An 18,905-nucleotide genomic window follows, 5' to 3' on the forward strand; every position below is an offset into this window, starting at 1 on the left:
CGCGCTAAAAATGTAGTAAAATTACAACAAAATAATAAATAAAAAATATTTTATGCATTAAAAAAAAGTAGAACTCATTGTTTTTAAATGCTTTATTGATTTAAATCAATAAAATAAACCCCATATTATCAATGTTTATCGTTGTTTTTTGACCTAAATCAATATTAATTTTAAGGATATTAGCTATATAATAACCAACTCAACAAAGTTAGAAAATAAACACCAATAACGCCACTTAAGTGGACTAGGAGATAGTGATGATTCAAGGCATTCAAATTACAAAAGCAGCAAACGACAACCTACTAAATTCTATCTGGTTACTCGATAACGAAAAGAATGAAGCACGTTGCGTTGCCGCTAACGCAGGCTACCAAGCAGATCAAGTTATCGCGGTCAGCGACCTTGGTGAGTATGAAAGCCGTGAAGTTGCGATTGAAACAGCACCTCGCATCGAAGGCGGTCAGCACCTAAATGTGAACGTTCTTAAGCGTGAAACTCTTGAAGATGCCGTTGCACACCCTGAGAAGTATCCGCAACTGACGATTCGTGTTTCTGGTTACGCTGTTCGTTTCAACTCATTGACTCAAGAACAGCAACGTGACGTTATCGCACGTACTTTCACTGAGACGCTATAATCATAGCGTTGATGAGAATATTCATATCCAAAAATGGCGCTCAATGAGCGCCATTTTTATCGTTAGAGGAATATCATCCTAACTTCAATAAGATGAAATAAGGATCTCTTTAAGGCTGAACGCGTCTTAACACCGTTTTTAGAGCGTCAAAATCATTGTCTAACTCTTCAGAAAGCAACGTCATCACTGCATGTTTTGCAAGAGGAGCTGGTAATTCAATGTCAGTGCCTAGCACATCGTCAACGACTTCTTTAAATTTGGCAGGGTGCGCAGTACACAAAAATAGCCCCGTTTCTCCCGCTTGTAACTGCTCATCCAAAACTCGATACGCAATGGCACCATGCGGTTCACACAAATAACCTTGCGCGTAAAGTTCACGAACTGAATCCGCACTTTGTGCATCAGATACCGCACCTTTACCTAAGGTATCTAGCCCCCAACCCTTTAAGTGACAAAGCTCTTCGATGCGCGGCCAGTTGTTCGGCTGACTCACATCCATCGCATTCGATGTGGTCGCTACCGTGGGTTTTGGATCCCATTGACCCGTTTCTAAGTAACGAGGAACGGTATCATTGGCATTGGTTGCCGCGATAAAACGCTTGATAGGTAAGCCCAATGCTTTTGCCAATAGACCAGCGGTTAGGTTGCCAAAGTTGCCACTCGGTACGGAGATGACTAAGTTTTCACGCTGCGCTTTGCTTAATTGTGATGCGGCCTCAAAGTAGTAGCAAATTTGTGCCATTAAACGGCTGATATTGATTGAATTTGCAGAGTTTAAACCGATCTCTTGGCGAAGCTTAGCGTCATCAAAAGCCTGCTTAACTAACGCTTGGCAAGCATCAAAGTCACCATTTATCGCGACAGTGTGAATATTGTTGCCCAGAGTGCAGAAGAGTTTTTCCTGTAACGGGCTGATCTTACCTTTAGGGTAAAGTATCACGACCTTGATGTCGGGCATTCCATAAAAGGCATGAGCCACCGCAGCGCCAGTATCACCAGAAGTCGCGGTTAAAATGGTGATCTGTCCGCCATTTGAAACAGCGGCCAGTGACTGCGCCATAAAGCGACCACCAAAATCTTTAAATGCCAGCGTTGGGCCGTGGAAAAGCTCTAGAGCATAAATGCCGTCTTTCACTTGCTTAATGGGTGCTGGAAACTGAAAAGCCGCATCAACCATCGCATTCACTTGCTCTGCTGGTAATTCATCACCAATCAAGGCGCTGAGAATTTTTGTACTACGAGAGATAAAATCTTCGGCTAGTAACGCGTCAATATTTTCAAACTGAGGCAACTCTGCTGGGAAAAATAGCCCTTGATTGCGTCCTAATCCTTGGCGTACGGCTTGGCCAAAAGAGACTTGTTCATCATTTTCTTTTATGTTGTAAAGCTTCATAGAGCACTTCCTGTAACGGTCGAGCCATTTTTGTCTAAGCGACAAATATGGACGAATCCTTCTTCATTTTGTACATAATGTTGTTCAAGCCAACGAGCAACTCGCTCGGCAACCTCTTTTTCTTTGCAAATACTGAACAGTGTTGGGCCACTGCCGGAAATGCCTGTGGTGAGCGCTCCGGCTGATGCAGCGTATTTACGCGCATCCGAAAAGCCGGGCAGAAGTTTCTCACGATACGGTTCAGCAATCACGTCTTTGATCAGTTTAGCCGCTAGCTCAGGCTGACCTGAGTGGCAAGCATGAATGAAACCTGCGAGATGACGGCCATGCGCAATGATGTCCTGTCGACGATATTGTGAAGGTAAGATCGCTCGCGCTTCGGCTGTGGAAACTTTAATCCCAGGATACGCCATTACCCAATACCAATCGTCAAAACAAGGCACTTCTTGGCTGATGATGCCTAGCTCTTCAAGCATCAATTGCACGCCGCCTAAGTAGCAGGGGGCAACGTTATCATAATGTATACCGCCTGAAATTTTACCTTCCATTTCACCCATCAGCGCTAAAAGCTCGGTCTGGTTAAGTGGGTTACCGTGAAACTGGTTCAACGCATCTAAAGCTGCAACAATTGAACAAGCACTCGAACCTAAGCCTGAACCAATCGGCATGTTTTTTTCTAACGTCATTTGCAACGGCTTTACTGCAATGCTCTTTTTTTCAAGCTCTCTGGCAAAAACAAGCCAGCAATCGTAAACAATATTCTGCTTTGGATCTTCTGGCAGCTTGTCGACAAAGCGACCTGCTGTTTCGAGTACAAAAGGTTCGCTGCCCGCTTTAACTTCAACACGATCCCCCAATAAACTGCCATCAATTGGCGACACAGCCGCCCCTAAAACATCAAACCCAACGCTCACATTACCAATTGAAGCTGGGGCATACACCACCACACTCATGTCACTTGAACTCATCAATTAAACCCCTAACTTCCAACCTAAGGTGCGCATCACATCAGAGAACACCCCTGCTGCTGTTACTTCTGTACCCGCCCCATAACCACGCAACACCAATGGAATCGGTTGATAATAACGGCTATAAAACGCCAGTGCATTCTCACCATCTTTGACTTTAAACATTGGGTCATTTTCATCGACCACTGCAATTTTTACCTTGCATTGACCTTCTGATATTTCACCAACATAACGTAATACCTTACCTTCGGCGGCAGCCTTAGTGGATAGCTCTTGGAAATAAGCATCAGCCTGCGGCAAGCGCGCCATAAACTCTTCAACTGTACCCGAAATATCGAAACCCGGCGGCAAAGCAAGATCGACTTTTACATCATCCAGTTCTAAAGGCATTCCCGCCTCACGAGCTAAAATTAACAGCTTGCGAGCCACATCCATTCCCGACAGATCATCACGAGGATCAGGCTCAGTAAAACCTTTGTCTTTAGCTAGCTGCGTAGCTTGACTAAGAGTCATACCTTCATCCAGCTTGCCGAAAATAAACGAGAGAGAGCCAGATAAAATACCGCTGAATTTTTCCAACTCATCACCAGCAGCAATGAGATTTTGCAAGTTTTCAATCACAGGTAAACCAGCACCAACCGTCGTTTCGTACATCAGTTTACGGCGCGAGTTGCGCGCCACTTCACGCAGCTGGTGATAGTAGGCCATGCTTGCGGTATTGGCTTTTTTATTAGGCGTCACAACATGAAAACCCGCAGCCAAAAATTCGGCGTACTGGTTGGCGATCACTTCACTGGAAGTACAATCAACTAAGACAGGGTTAATGATATGGTTACGCTGCACTAAAGAGATAAGCCTTGCGAGGCTAAATTCTTCACTCGCGCTATGCATTCGATCACGCCAATGCTCCAGCGGCAAGCCTTCGCTATCCAGCAATAGTGCCTTACTATTCGCAAGGCCACACACTCGAATCACAATTCCTTTATCGGCTAGTTTGGCTTGCTGACGATGAATTTGATCAACTAATTCGCCTCCGACACCGCCGACACCGACCACAAACACATCCAAGAAATGCTTAGAATTGAAGAGATTTTCATGACAAGCCTTGATCGCTTCTGAAATTTTATCTTCTGGAATCACCGCCGAAATAGCTCGCTCGGAAGAGCCTTGTGCAATGGCAACAATATTGACGTGAACTTCAGCCAGCGATGAGAAAAATTGAGAAGCCACTCCGCGCGAAGTGCGCATGCCGTCACCAACCAGAGTGACAATCGCAACGTCATCCATAAACTCGACAGGCTCAAGTAGGCCATCTTTTAATTCCAGTTCAAACGCTTCCGATAATGCTCTTTTGGCAAGGGCTTTATCTTGCGCCTCAATACAGAAACTGATGCTGTATTCTGAAGAGGATTGTGTAATCAGCACAATAGAAACGCCTGCGGCAGACATCGCGCCAAACACACGGCTAGCCATGCCGACCATGCCTTTCATGCCAGGGCCGGAGACGTTGACCATAGTCAAATTATTGAGTGTAGTAATACCTTTGATAGCCAGCTTATCTTCACCAGTATCTTGACCAATCAGCGTGCCTGCGCCTTGAGGGTTAAAACTGTTTTTGATAAGACACGGAATATGAAATTGTGCAATCGGTGCAATGGTTTTGGGATGTAACACTGACGCGCCAAAATACGAAAGCTCCATCGCTTCTTGGTAGCTGAGTGATTTTAATAAACGAGCATCCGCAACCAAACGTGGGTCACAGTTATAAACGCCATCGACATCGGTCCAAATCTCACAACAATCTGCACGTAAACATGCCGCAAGCACGGCTGCAGAGTAATCCGAGCCATTACGGCCTAGACAGACCAATTCACCCTTTTCATTACCAGCCGTGAAACCCGGCATAATGTTAACATGCGCTTGCGGAAGTGGATTTTGCTTGAAATTTTGCGTGGAGATCTCAACATCAACCATTGCCTCAAGGTACTCACCTTTAGCAAAAAGATATTGTACTGGATCAATCAGTGCAGCCGCTTGTCCTTTTGCTTCAAGTACCGCTTTCATCAGTTGGATAGAGACTCGCTCACCTTTACTGATAATGCGCGCATTGACGTTGTCTGGGCACATACCGAGTAAATTAATGCCGTGTACAAATTGACGCAGCTGAGACAGTGACGCTTTTACTTGATTGTCAAAAGCGGCCGAATCCACATTAGGTAATTGTGCTTTGATGCCAGCGAGTAGATCGAAAAATGAGAATTCAAGCTCCGCTATTTGGCGTTCTGCTTCGCCATTACGCAAAGCACTCTCAATAACTGCCACTAATTTATTGGTGGTTTTTCCCGGTGCAGAGAGCACAACGGCGACTTCTTCTTGCTGTACATTGTTAACGATGATATCTGCCGCCCTTAAAAAACGATCAGCATCGGCTAACGATGAACCTCCAAACTTTAATACTCGCATCCCTTCCTCCAAAACAGTTCAAATTGGTATAAAAAAAGGCCTGTATCTGGTGGGATACAGGCCTTTTTTGTAAAAACTTTTCGCTCAGCGGCCCGCCCCAACATGTGTCATGTCGGTAATAATAATGGTGGTTGTCATTACTACTAGGCTGCGCTGTAACATAGAAAAATTTAAATACTCGTGTGTTTAATTGCCTTTACGTTTACCTTACTTCGTCATCATTAGTCAACGAAAATCTGCTATTTTTTATAGTCATTCCGAATTAATCAAATTAAAAAACACAACACAAATAAGATACTTATTGCACATTAAGTGCAACCATTTTACACATAAGCAAATAACAAAATGCTATATACATAACGCTGTCATCGTGTGAAATTTGTGCTTTAATTGTTGTTACCGCAGTGGACGCAGTAACTCAAAACAATAATAAGGAGAGGCAGATGAAACTAAAAGTCGCACTATGTTTATTTCTGCTTGTCTCTTTATCTAGCATGGCCAATACCTTACCTGCACTTCCTTCTTCACAGAGCCAATCTCCACATCGCTTATTTCTTTCAAGCGAAAGTGATGGTCAACAATTTGATAGTTGGACTATTGATGGCGGTTATTCTTATAACCTTTTTGACAATTTAGATCTGTACATTGGAGCGAGGATAAATAATTCCGACTACGGATCCGAAAGTGGTTTTTTAAGTGGCCTTAGCTACCAGCTAACCCCAAAATTATCACTAAAAAGCACCTTACGGTCAGCCGCCAGTAATCCGAATGATACGAGTAGTGCCGATGCTATGGCGGCGGAGCTATCTAGCCGACTTCAACTGTCAGAAAACGTTGATTTACATGCCACCCTTGATTATCAAGAGTGGCAACAAGGCGTTCAATTTGGGGTGGGTTTCAGATTCTAGTGCCAGTCTAGCGCTTGAGTTGACGTTAAAACACCATTCCAATCGGCATAAACATAGTCACCCGGCTGAATCATCTGGTTGAGGATAGTCAGCGTCACATTAATTTCGCCTGCACCTCTCTTATCGGTCTTAAGTGGACAACTCGCTAACGCTTTCACGCCTAAATCCATTTGCGATAACGCAGCAACATCGCGTATCGCTCCATAAATGATGACCCCTTCCCAACCGTTTTCAATCGCCATGATCGCCAGTTGGTCACCCAATAAGGCTCTTTGACACGAACCGTTACCATCGACGACTAAAACTTTACCTTTACCATTTTGGCTTAATACGTCACGAACTTTAGAGTTATCGTGATAGCAACGCACGGTGACAATTTGCCCCCAAAAAGCACTCCTTAAACCAAAAGTTTGCAAAGGCAAATCCAATATATTGATTTGCGATTCAAATTTATCGCAAATATCTGGTGTGATATCTATCATCCTTCTTCCTTGATTATTGTTTATTATTTTCATCTGACACATTAGACGCGCTGTAAAATCACAGCTCAATGAACCATAATGCCAGATACTTTACTCACCTATTCATACAAACGATGCAAAGAAAAACCCGCTGAGAATGAGCATAACTTGGCGGCCAACTGCATTTAAAAGACTGAATATTCATATTGGTGACATCCATAATAGTGCGATATCCCCCGCTGTAAACGTTGATTTTTTACGCAATTCCCATTTTTTGACAAGTATCGAGTTAACAAGTTCTTTGCTGGTAAATTTCCATGTGAGGTAAAGCCCATTGCGCCTAATGCTACCATCCCCAGCGAAAATCCCCAAAAAGCATGCTATTTGCATGGGTAATGTGGTGTAAATTTACAACTGCTTAAGACGATTAATATTTGTTACATTAGAACTCTTGATGTAAATCAACAAAGTGATTGGAATTAACATTCTGCCGTTGTTAGCATGCTGTTAACATTATAGAATCCGCCTTAAAGACTAGTAGAACACCGAGGGTATGGAGACCTCAATGCAAGATATGCCTAAGGACGGCGGGCAACTGAAGTAAGTGTTTTTTTCAAAACTTTAGTTTATTATCGGCAGCAGATTACCTGTATGTTGCAATTTTTTGCCTACAATTAATTCTATTAGCACAATTTTTTCACAAGTTTAGGTACCGCCAATGCAAACCCCGCAGATTCTTATCGTTGAAGATGAGCAAGTAACTCGTAACACTCTTAAGAGTATTTTTGAAGCAGAGGGATACGCTGTTTTTGAGGCCAGTAACGGTGAAGAGATGCACCATGTGCTGTCTGATAACCCCATTAACTTGGTCATTATGGACATCAATTTACCAGGTAAAAACGGCCTTCTGTTAGCTCGTGAGCTTCGTGAACAGGCTAATGTTGCACTGATGTTTTTGACTGGTCGTGATAATGAAGTTGATAAAATCCTCGGTTTAGAGATCGGGGCTGATGACTACATCACCAAACCATTTAACCCACGTGAACTGACGATTCGTGCTCGTAATCTTCTAGGTCGTTCAATGAATACCAATACGACTCAAGAAGAGAAACGCAGTGTGGAAAAATATGAGTTCAACGGTTGGGTATTGGATATCAATAGCCGCTCTTTAGTGAACCCGGATGGTGAAGGCTACAAGCTTCCTCGCTCAGAATTCCGCGCTTTACTGCACTTCTGTGAGAACCCAGGAAAAATCCAAACTCGCGCAGATTTGCTTAAAAAGATGACTGGCCGTGAATTGAAACCACACGACAGAACCGTAGATGTGACGATTCGTCGTATCCGTAAACACTTTGAATCAGTCTCAGGTACGCCAGAGATCATCGCCACAATTCATGGCGAAGGCTACCGCTTCTGTGGTGATCTAGAAGACTAAACGTCTACCCCCAGATAGTTAGAAGCCCTTTAACCTCAGGTTAAAGGGCTTTTTTCATGGCTGACTACTGCGCGTGGAGCCGTTCTATAAATCTAATAGACTTTGTCGATGAAGACGCTCTTTTCGATAAGCCACTGCGCTGTTGTACCATCGCTCAATTGCAAAGCTACATTAACGGGCTTATCCACATTAAGCTGCATCGGCCATTCAAACACAACTTCCCATTGATCTTCACTTTGAGTCCGTAAATCTAACGATTCACTGCCCACCAGCCAATTTTTATCCCTTTGCTGGACCATCAACGCATCAATCGTTAAATTGGCAGGTAATATTGCCGACGAATCCAATCTTAATGTCCCATGCACAAGAGGTATTTCGCTCTCATTAGCTGTAGGCATTTGATTGATCCAAAGGTTACTTTTCAACCCAATGGTGATATTTGATATCACGGCACTGCTGTCCTGCAGCCAATTCACTTGCGGTGAACTACAGCCAGATAGTAGTGCCATGACTAATGAAGCCAACCCGATTTTTTTCATACCATTACCTTTGAGTTAACCATTGTTTCAAGACTTGAATATCGTGTTGATACCCATTTTTAATTTCATCTATCCAGTCACCAATATTTTCCCACCAAGCAGGTAGCTCTGGCGACTGTGCCTTTTGTGCAACGTTTTGAATGTGTTTCAAACCAATTGAACCCGCAGCACCCTTGATTTTGTGTGCTTCTGAAACAATGCCTGCTTGATCTTTTGCTACCATATTGGAGTCTAGCACTTCAACGTAACTGGGCATCATCTGCTCGAACATTTGGATACTTTCCAGCACAGGTTTCGGGCCAACAATATCGATATAAGACTCAAGCATTTCAAGATCGAGCAAATGCGTGTTCAACTCACTGTGTTCTTCTGAGGCAGCCTTAACCTTAGCGTCGGTAAGTTGAGTCGCCTCACTATGGGTGAATTTTGCAATCACCTCTTGAATCGCCAGTACTGACAATGGTTTACTGATCGCGTCATCCATCCCTTTCTCTAGATATTCAGCTTTATTTTTCAATACGTTGGCGGTCAATGCAACCAGTGGCGGAAGGTTATCATAAGTTTCTCGATAAAACGCAGCGACATCAAACCCGGTCATGTCTGGCAGTTGAATGTCGAGGAAAACCAGATCGTACTCTTGCGGCACAAATTTTTGTTTGGCTTCTTCACCTGTCATAGCGACGGTAACCGTGTGTCCTAAACTTTCTAGCAAAGAACGAGCAACTGTAATATTGAGCTCAATATCTTCAACCATAAAAATGGCTAAACTTTTTTGAGGAACGGGTAACGTTGGTTTGAATTGGTCATCCTGTGCCAAAGGCACACGAATTGAAACGGTGAAAGTGCTACCAAAACCTTCTTCACTGCTCACAGAAATATCACCATCCATCAAGTTGATTAACTGGCGAGATACCGCTAAGCCAATCCCCGTGCCAACAGCGTGTAAATTGTCCTTACCCGATTTAACTTGATAATACATGGCGAAGATTTTATCGAGTTCAGCTTCCGGTATACCAATGCCTGTGTCTTCAACTTCCATGGTAATGCGCGCAAACTTATCCTCAATGTCAGCGCAGACCGTCATGACGACGCCACCTTCTTTGGTAAATTTCATCGCATTGCTTATCAGGTTCCACAATACCTGACGCAGGCGCGTAGCATCCACTTCAATCGCAACAGGTAAATCACTGAGCCGTTCGAGATCAAACCTAAGCCCTTTTTGCTCTGCCATCAACGCCGAGATGCTTTCAATTTCAGCAACAAATTCTTCAAAATTCAACGGCGCTGGCAGTAGTTCTAGTTTCCGGCGGTCAAACTTATCCATATCAATGATATCGTTGAAGATATTACCTAACGTAATGGCACTGACATTAATGGTCTGCATGTACTTACGCTGTTCTGGGGTCATGGGGCTATCGAGCAACATGCGGCTCAAACCAACGATACCGTTGAGTGGTGTGCGCAATTCGTGGCTGATGGTCGAAATAAAAGTGGTTTTATCCCGGCTCGCTTTTTCCAAAGACTCTTGATTGCGTTTACGTTCGGTAATGTCTCGCCCAAAGCCCACCAACCCTAAGTGGCGACCATCTTTGCTATAAAAAGGGACTTTGCGCAGTTCAAAATAGTTTTTGCGACCATCAGGGTATTCAAGCCACTGCTCATAAGTGATGGCTTGATTGTCAGCAAACACTTTTTCGTCAGTTTCAACGATCTGTTGCGCGACTTCTTTGCTATAGACATCCCACGGAGTTAACCCAACCAACTGATGCTCACGCTTGCCCGTTAGCTCTTCCATCGCTCGGTTGCAGCCAGAAAAAACGCCGTTCGCATTACGGTAGTAAATCAGATCAGGAGAGGCATCGATAAAAGAGCGCAATAAGGCGGTTCTTTCTGCCAATTCAAGCTGCGTTTTTTCGCGTTGATAGACCTCATTTTCTAAATCGGCCATCGCCTCTTCACGCGCTTCCTCTGCCTTAATTCGCTCTTCAATTTCTTGGTTGAGTTTTTCGATATTTTGCTGAAGCTTATAATTGAGCTCTTGATCGCGTGAGCGCATGTCTTTGAGCTTAGAAACCAACTTCGAGAGGCGTTGACGTGACTCTTCTAACTGATCGACCACCACTGAAAGAAAATAGACCGCCCAAGGCGTGATCAATAAACCAAAAAAGACAGAACGAACGATGTCGATATCATCAACATAACCATTGAGCACCAACGTGATACCAACTTGCACCACCACTGCCAAGGCCACTAAAGCGAGCGCAAGAAGAATGGAGAAACGGAGAATGCCCAGTTTGACCAATAGGTCGACATAGTACTGGGCAAGGTTTTTCATGGGTTTCATTAAACACTTCCATGTAATAACAGTGCCACTAGTCTAACGCGTTTAACGTCGATTCGTCAGCCAAGTTAATCACAAGGATTTGCGAAATTGCTTGAATCTTTAGCTGTTTGGAAACGTATAGACAAACGCTCGACTTAAGCGTGAGCCTTGCGCGCCACCTTGATTAAGTGCTCGGCCTATTTCGGTCATCGCAAGCCAACGATTTTCACACCACAGTGGCGCAAGCAGGGTCGGCCGCCGGGCGGCTGACGAGACTCGGTGATAAATGATCTCAGGTGGCGTCATTTGAATCAATTCACTCGCAATGGAAACATACTCTTCTAACGTTGGCGCTTGTAATTTTCCTGCTCGCCACGCTTTGGCCATCGTACTGCCTTCAACAATATGCAACCCATGTAACTTGATACCATCAGTGCCTACCGCTAAGACTTGCTTTAAAGTTTGAAGATTATCGGTACGCGTTTCTTTAGGTAGCCCCACAATGAGATGCGTGCATACTTTGATCCCCAAGGCTCGAGCGCGCTCAGCGATCAACGCATAACATTCAAAATCATGACCACGGTTGATCCGTTTGAGTGTTTGATTATTGGCGGTTTGCAAACCCAGTTCGAGCCAAATTTCAAAACCTTGTCGTACATAATCGGCCAATAAATCGAGCACAGCATCGGGTACACAATCAGGCCGAGTGCCAACGCATAACCCAACAATGTCAGCCGATTGAAGCGCTTGCTGATACATATTTTTCAACACCTGCACTTCTGCATAGGTACTGGTATAAGCTTGAAAATACGCGAGATATTTTTTGGCACGTTTGATTTCACCAGCGCGTTCTGTCAATTGCTGCTCAATACTTTGGGCTTGTGTTTCTTCATCAGCAAAAGAAGCGACATTACAGAAGGTGCAACCACCTCGCCCAATCGTGCCATCTCGATTCGGACAGCTAAAACCACCATGCAGGGTCAGCTTGTGAACTTTTTCGCCATAACGGCGCTGCAGATCTTGGCCGATCGTGTTAACCAGTTGATGTAATTGCATTGAAGAAATACCGCTTATAGATAGTAATGAATCTCAGTTAGATTTATGTAACTAAATTACATCCCTGCAAAATAAATTCACAAAGAGTAGCCGTATCAAACACTCTCCAACCTAACAAAAATCAATAAACATTCATAAAAACAGCGTTATTTGCTTAATGTTGCACCAATGTTAAACGGTACATGCATTTTTAACGAAAAAAATGGGCGACTAAAATGAGTTTTCGTTGGAATTCCTATAAACAAAATTGTAGGATACTTACACATCCGCCCTATTTTTTGTGATATTCCTTACATAAATAGTTGTGGAAAAATCGGTGATATTCGCACCCCTCCTATACAAACCACTAGCAAGTGGCATAAATAAATTGAATATCACTAAGGAATGTTTTTCTCGCCATATTTTTCCGGCGAGAGACGGAAAGGATTCGAACCCGCCAACACAGGCAGGTTTAGATTGATAACAATTAAAGGACAAGTCGCATCGCTAAGTATGCCTTAGCACACGTGCGTCTAAATTGAACTGGAAGGATGTATCTATGGTAGATAGAGAGCAGGATTCACGAGGTCTATATACTCCTGAATTGGAGCATGACGCTTGTGGTATCGGTTTTGTTGCCCACCTGAAAAACCGTAAGTCTCACCAAGTTGTGACTCAAGCTTTAGACATGCTTGCTCGTATGGAACACCGTGGTGGCCAAGGCTGTGACCCATGTTCTGGTGATGGCGCAGGTATCTTATTACAAAAACCCCATGAGTTTTTACTTGAAGAGACCGTTAAACTTGGCTTAAAACTGCCTTCGTTTGAAAAGTACGGCGTCGGCGTGGTGCTGTTTCCAAGAGATGAGCACAAACGCGCCCAGTGTCGTGATATTTTAGAACGCAACGCCAAGAGACTCGATTTAGAAGTACTGGGTTATCGCGTTTTGCCAACCGATAACTCCATGATTGGCGCAGACCCACTTAGCACTGAGCCTCAATTTGAGCACGTTTTCATCTCCGGTGGCCCAAGTACCACCCCCGCAGAATTAGAGCGTAAATTGTACGTTCTGCGTAATTACACCGTTCGAGTCTGCTTAGAAAGTGTGTCCAACATTGGTGATGATTTTTACATCAACTCCATGTCTTACAAAACCTTGGTGTATAAAGGTCAGCTCACCACAGAGCAAGTACCACAGTACTTCATTGATCTACAAAATCCGACCATGGTGACCGCGCTGGCACTGGTGCATTCTCGTTTTTCGACCAATACATTCCCTAAATGGCGCTTAGCTCAGCCTTTCCGTTACATTGCTCACAACGGCGAAATCAACACAGTACGCGGCAATTTAAACTGGATGAAAGCGCGCGAAGCGATCCTCGAATCAGATTTGTTTACACAAGCTGAAATCGACATGCTGCTGCCAATTTGCCAAGAAGGCAGTTCAGATTCCGCCAACTTCGATATGGCATTAGAGTTACTGGTTCTGTCTGGCCGCAGCCTGCCACACGCCCTGATGATGATGATCCCTGAAGCGTGGCAAGAAAATAAAAATATGGATCCAACCCGCCGCGCATTTTACCAATACCATGCCAACGTCATGGAACCGTGGGATGGCCCAGCATCAGTATGTTTTACTGATGGTGTACAAGTTGGCGCAACACTGGACCGTAACGGCCTACGCCCATCACGTTATACCGTGACTAAAGATGATTTTCTGATCATGGCTTCTGAATCTGGCGTGGTTGAAATTGCACCAGAGAACGTGGAATACCGTGGCCGTTTACAGCCCGGACGTATCTTTGTCGCTGATTTAGAGCAAGGACGCATCATTTCTGATGAGGAAGTGAAAGACAGCATTGCCAATGCGCAGCCCTACGCCAAATGGGTTGAAGAGAACCTTCTCAGCTTGAAAAAACTGCCTGAAGCGAGCAACCAGTACAGCCAACCTGCTCCTGAGCGTCTAATGTCCCGCCAACAATCGTTTGGCGTCAGCTCAGAAGAGGTGAATGAAATCATTCTTCCTTTGGCAAAAACCGGTTATGAACCGCTTTCGGCCATGGGTGCAGACTGGCCTCTGGCAGTGCTTTCGCATCAATCACAGCATCTCTCCAACTACTTTAAGCAACTGTTTGCTCAGGTCACCAACCCACCGATCGACCCGATCCGTGAAAGAATGGTGATGTCGCTCAATACTTACCTCGGTAAAGATCAGAACTTACTGACAGAGACCCCCCTGCACTGCTTAAAAGTCGAATTGGAATCTCCGGTTCTTTCCAACTCTGAGCTTGAGAAACTGCGCGCTATTGATAACGAACATCTGCAAGCGAAAACCTTAGATATCGTATTTCAAGCCAGTGAAGATCAAGGCAAATTGGAACGCGCGCTGAAACGCATTTGCCAATATGCAGAAGATGCGGTTATCGATGGTTACTCGATTATTTTATTGACTGACCGCGCGGTAAACTCAAACCATGCGGCGATCCCTGCAATGCTCGCTGTCGGTGCGGTTCATCACCACCTGATCCGTAAAGGCTTACGAGCTAAATGTGACATAGTGGTAGAAACCGGCGACGCGCGTGAAACACACCACTTTGCGACATTGATTGGCTATGGCGCAAATGCGGTTAACCCGTATTTAGTCATTGAAACCATTATCGATTTACAACGAGTCAAAAAACTCGATCCGACCATTGCAGCGAAAGATCTGTTTGACAATTACCGCAAAGGCATCAACGGCGGGTTGCTGAAGATCTTCTCCAAAATGGGCATTTCCACATTGCAGTCTTACCACGGTGCGCAAATTTTTGAAGCGTTGGGCATCAGCAAATCAGTGGTAGATAAGTACTTCACTGGCACTGTATCGCGCATCCAAGGTTTGACCATTGATGACATCGCAAAAGAGGTGTTAGTTCGCCATCGCGTGGGCTACCCGACTCGCGAAGTTCCAGTGCAAGTGTTGGATGTGGGCGGCGTTTATCAGTGGAAACAGCGTGGCGAAAAACACCTGTTTAACCCAGAGACGATTTCGTTGCTGCAACAATCAACACGCAACAAAGATTATGTGCAGTTCAAGCAATATGCGAAAGCGGTAGATGACCAAGGCGACAACGCTGCCACGCTGCGTAGCCAGCTTGATTTTGTTAAAAATCCAGCCGGTTCGATTCCCATTGAGGAAGTGGAACCGATTGAACGTATTTTAAAACGCTTCGCAACCGGTGCCATGTCGTTTGGTTCAATCTCCTACGAAGCGCACTCAACGTTAGCCGTGGCGATGAACCGTATTGGCGCGAAATCCAACTCGGGTGAAGGCGGTGAAGATCCAGCACGCTTTGAACGCAAAGAAAATGGCGATTGGGAACGCTCTGCAATTAAACAGGTCGCTTCTGGTCGTTTTGGCGTGACCTCCTACTACCTCACCAATGCCGATGAACTACAGATCAAAATGGCTCAAGGCGCGAAACCAGGTGAAGGTGGGCAACTGCCGGGTGATAAAGTCGATGATTGGATCGGTGCGACACGCCACTCGACTCCGGGAGTCGGTCTTATTTCACCACCACCACATCACGATATCTATTCGATCGAAGATTTGGCGCAACTGATCTTTGATTTGAAAAATGCGAACCGTACTGGCCGCGTCAACGTGAAATTAGTTTCCGAAGCCGGGGTTGGTACTATCGCCTCCGGTGTGGCTAAAGCCAAAGCGGATGTGGTATTAATTGCTGGCTATGATGGCGGCACAGGTGCATCACCGATGTCTTCGATTCGTCACACAGGCTTACCTTGGGAGCTCGGCCTTGCTGAAACGCACCAAACCTTGCTTAAAAATGGCCTGCGTAATCGCATTGTGGTGCAAAGTGACGGTCAGATGAAAACACCACGTGACCTTGCAATGGCGACATTGTTAGGCGCGGAAGAGTGGGGAATTGCCACCGCTGCGCTAGTGGTTGAAGGGTGTATCATGATGCGTAAGTGTCATAAAAACACCTGCCCAGTAGGGATTGCGACACAAAACAAAACCTTGCGTGAGCGCTTTGATGGCCGCGTAGACGATGTCGTCACCTTCTTCCAATACATGGCGCAAGGCTTACGTGAAATCATGGCTGAACTGGGTTTCCGTACTATTGATGAAATGGTTGGCCAATCGCATAAACTGAAAGTGCGTGACAACATCAACCACTGGAAATACAAAAACCTCGATTTGTCACCAGTGTTGTACATTCAAGAGCCTCGTGCAGAAGATGGTGTTTATTGCCAAACCAAGCAAAATCATCATCTAGAAAACGTGCTAGATCGTCAGCTAATTCAAGTAGCCAACCCCGCGCTTGAGAAAGGCGAAGCGGTTAACGCAGTCTTCCCTATCGTCAACACTGACCGTAGCACGGGTACTATGCTGTCGAACGAAATATCGAAAGTATACAAAGACCAAGGTCTACCTCAGCCAATGAAAGTCAAATTCAACGGCTCCGCAGGACAATCATTCGGTGCATTCCTTGCTAAAGGTGTAACGTTTGAAGTGGAAGGTGATGCCAACGATTATTGGGGCAAAGGTTTATCTGGCGGTACGTTAGTGCTCTACCCTGACACGCGCTCAACCATCATTGCGCAAGATAATATCGTGGTGGGTAACGTCTGTTTCTATGGTGCAACTTCTGGTGAATCCTATATTCGCGGCCTTGCTGGAGAACGTTTTTGCGTGCGTAACTCAGGAGCCAAAGTGGTAGTAGAAGGTATCGGCGATCACGGCTGTGAATACATGACAGGTGGGGTCGCTGTGATCCTCGGTTCGACAGGACGTAACTTTGCGGCAGGTATGAGCGGAGGTGTAGCCTACGTGTGGAATCGACATGGAGACTTCGAAACTAAGCTTAACGCTGAATTGGTTGATCTCGACCCACTGCAACAAGAAGATACCGATCTGCTACGTGAGATGCTCAACAAGCATGTTCAGTTCACAGGAAGTGAAGTGGCTCAGTTATTCCTTGATAATTTTGAAGCAAACCTTACCCAAATGGTAAAAGTGATGCCGCGTGACTACAAAGCGGTTCTTCAAAAACGCAAGGCTGCAGCTGCGCAAGTACAAACGGAAGAAGTGGAGGCCGTATAAATGGGTAAGCCTACTGGATTTTTAGAACATGGCCGCGAGCTGCCAAAAAAGCTCGATCCAACGGTTCGCATTCAAAACAACCAAGAGTTTGTCCTCAACGAAGAGTTTGGTAGCAAAATTAATACTCAAGCGTCTCGTTGCATGGACTGCGGAGTACCGTTTTGCCATAACGGTTGCCCTATCGGTAACATTATTCCTGAATTTAACGATGCCGTTTATCGTGATAGTTGGGAAGAAGCTTGGAAGATCTTAAGCTCAACCAATAACTTCCCCGAGTTTACTGGTCGCGTGTGCCCTGCTCCTTGTGAAAGTTCGTGCGTACTCGGGATCAACCAAGATCCCATTACCATCTGTAATATCGAAAAAACCATCGTGGAAACGGCTTATCGCGAAGGCTATGCCAAAGCGAAAAAGCCGCGTTCTCGTACTGGAAAAACCATCGCTATCATTGGCTCTGGCCCAGCAGGCTTGGCCGCAGCTGAGCAGCTGAACAGCGCGGGTCACTCAGTTACTGTGTTTGAACGTGATGAAAAAGTCGGCGGCCTGCTGCGTTTTGGCATTCCGGATTTCAAACTGGGTATGGACGTTATTGATCGCAAAATCAATTTGATGGCAGAAGCGGGCGTCAAGTTTGAAGTAAACGCACATATCGGTGTTGATATCAACGCACAGCAACTGCGCCAAGAGTTTGATGTCATCTTGCTTACTGGTGGCTCTACCGTGCCTCGTAACCTGCCGATTCCGGGGCGCGAGTTAAAAGGGGTTCATTTTGCGATGGAGTTTCTGGCACAAAATAACCGCCGCGCGAATAAGATGGATCTTAAAACTGACGAGATCCACGCTAAGGGCAAACATGTGGTGGTGATTGGTGGTGGTGATACTGGTTCTGACTGTGTCGGAACCTCAAACCGACACGGCGCCGCAAGCATCACGCAAGTTGAAATCATGCCGATCCCAGCCAATAAACGCCCAGCCAATATGCCTTGGCCGCAATATCCAATGATTTTGCGCACCTCAACCTCCCACGAAGAGGGCTGCGAACGTCATTGGAATATTCTAACCAAAGAGTTCCTCGGCAACGAGCAAGGTCAAGTCACGGGGCTACGTGTTGCTGATATCGTTTGGCAAGATGCAAAACCGGGTGAGCGCCCGAACTTTGATGAAGTCGCGGGCAGTGAACGTATTATTGCGTGTGATATGGCTTTCCTTGCCATGGGCTTTTTACATCCAGAACCACATGGTGTACTTGCTCAGCTTGATATCAAGTTAGATGAGCGTGGCAATGTGGCAACACAAGGTTTTGCGACCAACCAAAAAGGTGTTTTCGCTGCCGGTGATATGCGCACAGGACAATCGTTAGTCGTACGTTGTATCAATGAAGGGCGCGAGTGCGCACGCGAGATCGACGCTTACTTGATGGGCAACACCAACTTAGAAGCGAAAGCCGACTCATTGATGCTTTCAGCCTAGTGCCTCGCGCTCTTTTCGCTGGTTCAAGGTGATCCAGAGCGCTAAGCTGCGATGATTCCTTCCAACGTTCTACTTTTTGGCCAGCATTTAATGCTGGCCTTTTTTATGGCTAATTCTTATTCCATGAGATTACCCACGTTAACAAACTGTAACAACAAAAATTCTATC

Annotated in this window: 13 protein-coding genes and 1 other annotated feature; of the genes, 5 read left to right on the forward strand and 8 right to left on the reverse strand. The window is 45.3% G+C overall.

The window, feature by feature from the left end:
* Nucleotides 1-257 precede the first annotated feature (257 nt).
* Complete coding sequence (grcA, locus tag AACQ17_RS14010; protein WP_026027385.1) at nucleotides 258-635, forward strand: autonomous glycyl radical cofactor GrcA; 378 nt, start codon at nucleotides 258-260, stop codon at nucleotides 633-635.
* 109 nt (nucleotides 636-744) lie between these two features.
* On the opposite strand, the gene thrC is transcribed toward grcA, so the two are convergent.
* From thrC to thrL, 4 genes are all read right to left on the reverse strand, one after another.
* Nucleotides 745-2,028 carry a threonine synthase gene (gene thrC, locus AACQ17_RS14015; protein ID WP_094147582.1) on the reverse strand — a complete coding sequence of 428 codons (1,284 nt, stop codon included), beginning with the start codon at nucleotides 2,026-2,028 and terminating at the stop codon, nucleotides 745-747.
* Nucleotides 2,025-2,981 carry a homoserine kinase gene (gene thrB, locus AACQ17_RS14020; protein ID WP_026027386.1) on the reverse strand — a complete coding sequence of 319 codons (957 nt, stop codon included), beginning with the start codon at nucleotides 2,979-2,981 and terminating at the stop codon, nucleotides 2,025-2,027. Before thrB ends, thrC begins: the two co-directional genes overlap by 4 nt.
* An 18-nt stretch (nucleotides 2,982-2,999) precedes the next feature.
* Nucleotides 3,000-5,459: a bifunctional aspartate kinase/homoserine dehydrogenase I gene (thrA, locus tag AACQ17_RS14025; RefSeq protein WP_094147581.1), complete on the reverse strand. Its 2,460-nt coding sequence runs from the start codon at nucleotides 5,457-5,459 to the stop codon at nucleotides 3,000-3,002.
* 29 nt (nucleotides 5,460-5,488) lie between these two features.
* Nucleotides 5,489-5,606 (reverse strand) — a sequence feature (Thr leader region).
* Nucleotides 5,544-5,621, reverse strand: coding sequence for a thr operon leader peptide (gene thrL / locus AACQ17_RS14030; RefSeq protein WP_100208354.1), 78 nt, complete (start codon nucleotides 5,619-5,621; stop codon nucleotides 5,544-5,546). Its footprint overlaps the feature before it by 63 nt.
* A gap of 242 nt (nucleotides 5,622-5,863) precedes the next feature.
* Here thrL and AACQ17_RS14035 point away from each other — a divergent pair, with 242 nt between their 5' ends.
* Nucleotides 5,864-6,367 carry a hypothetical protein gene (locus AACQ17_RS14035; RefSeq protein WP_017047473.1) on the forward strand — a complete coding sequence of 168 codons (504 nt, stop codon included), beginning with the start codon at nucleotides 5,864-5,866 and terminating at the stop codon, nucleotides 6,365-6,367.
* On the opposite strand, the gene AACQ17_RS14040 is transcribed toward AACQ17_RS14035, so the two are convergent.
* A complete protein-coding gene (locus AACQ17_RS14040) occupies nucleotides 6,364-6,849 on the reverse strand; it encodes a putative 4-hydroxy-4-methyl-2-oxoglutarate aldolase (RefSeq protein ID WP_010318275.1) in 486 nt (161 codons plus the stop codon). The two genes, AACQ17_RS14035 and AACQ17_RS14040, sit on opposite strands and share 4 nt — an antisense overlap.
* A 697-nt stretch (nucleotides 6,850-7,546) precedes the next feature.
* Between AACQ17_RS14040 and arcA the strand changes: the two genes are divergently transcribed.
* A complete protein-coding gene (gene arcA / locus AACQ17_RS14045; RefSeq protein ID WP_013856108.1) occupies nucleotides 7,547-8,263 on the forward strand; it encodes a two-component system response regulator ArcA in 717 nt (238 codons plus the stop codon).
* Nucleotides 8,264-8,355: 92 nt separating this feature from the next.
* On the opposite strand, the gene AACQ17_RS14050 is transcribed toward arcA, so the two are convergent.
* The 3 genes from AACQ17_RS14050 to AACQ17_RS14060 all read right to left on the reverse strand — a co-directional run bounded on the left by AACQ17_RS14050 (nucleotide 8,356) and on the right by AACQ17_RS14060 (nucleotide 12,181).
* Nucleotides 8,356-8,802, reverse strand: a complete 447-nt coding sequence (locus AACQ17_RS14050; protein ID WP_013856107.1) for a hypothetical protein — start codon at nucleotides 8,800-8,802, stop codon at nucleotides 8,356-8,358.
* A gap of 4 nt (nucleotides 8,803-8,806) precedes the next feature.
* Nucleotides 8,807-11,146, reverse strand: a complete 2,340-nt coding sequence (arcB, locus tag AACQ17_RS14055) for an aerobic respiration two-component sensor histidine kinase ArcB (RefSeq protein ID WP_094147580.1) — start codon at nucleotides 11,144-11,146, stop codon at nucleotides 8,807-8,809.
* A gap of 99 nt (nucleotides 11,147-11,245) precedes the next feature.
* Entirely contained in the window at nucleotides 11,246-12,181 is a 936-nt protein-coding gene (locus AACQ17_RS14060; protein ID WP_094147579.1) for a TIGR01212 family radical SAM protein, read from the reverse strand.
* A 538-nt stretch (nucleotides 12,182-12,719) separates the two neighbouring features.
* Between AACQ17_RS14060 and gltB the strand changes: the two genes are divergently transcribed.
* Nucleotides 12,720-17,267 (forward strand): glutamate synthase large subunit, encoded by a 4,548-nt coding sequence (gene gltB, locus AACQ17_RS14065; protein ID WP_094148051.1) that lies wholly within the window; start codon nucleotides 12,720-12,722, stop codon nucleotides 17,265-17,267.
* Nucleotides 17,268-18,737, forward strand: a complete 1,470-nt coding sequence (locus AACQ17_RS14070; RefSeq protein ID WP_094148049.1) for a glutamate synthase subunit beta — start codon at nucleotides 17,268-17,270, stop codon at nucleotides 18,735-18,737.
* Nucleotides 18,738-18,905 lie beyond the last annotated feature (168 nt).

Origin of the sequence: Vibrio sp. V10_P2A27P122 (assembly GCF_963874335.1) — a bacterium.
Classification (GTDB): domain Bacteria; phylum Pseudomonadota; class Gammaproteobacteria; order Enterobacterales; family Vibrionaceae; genus Vibrio; species Vibrio anguillarum.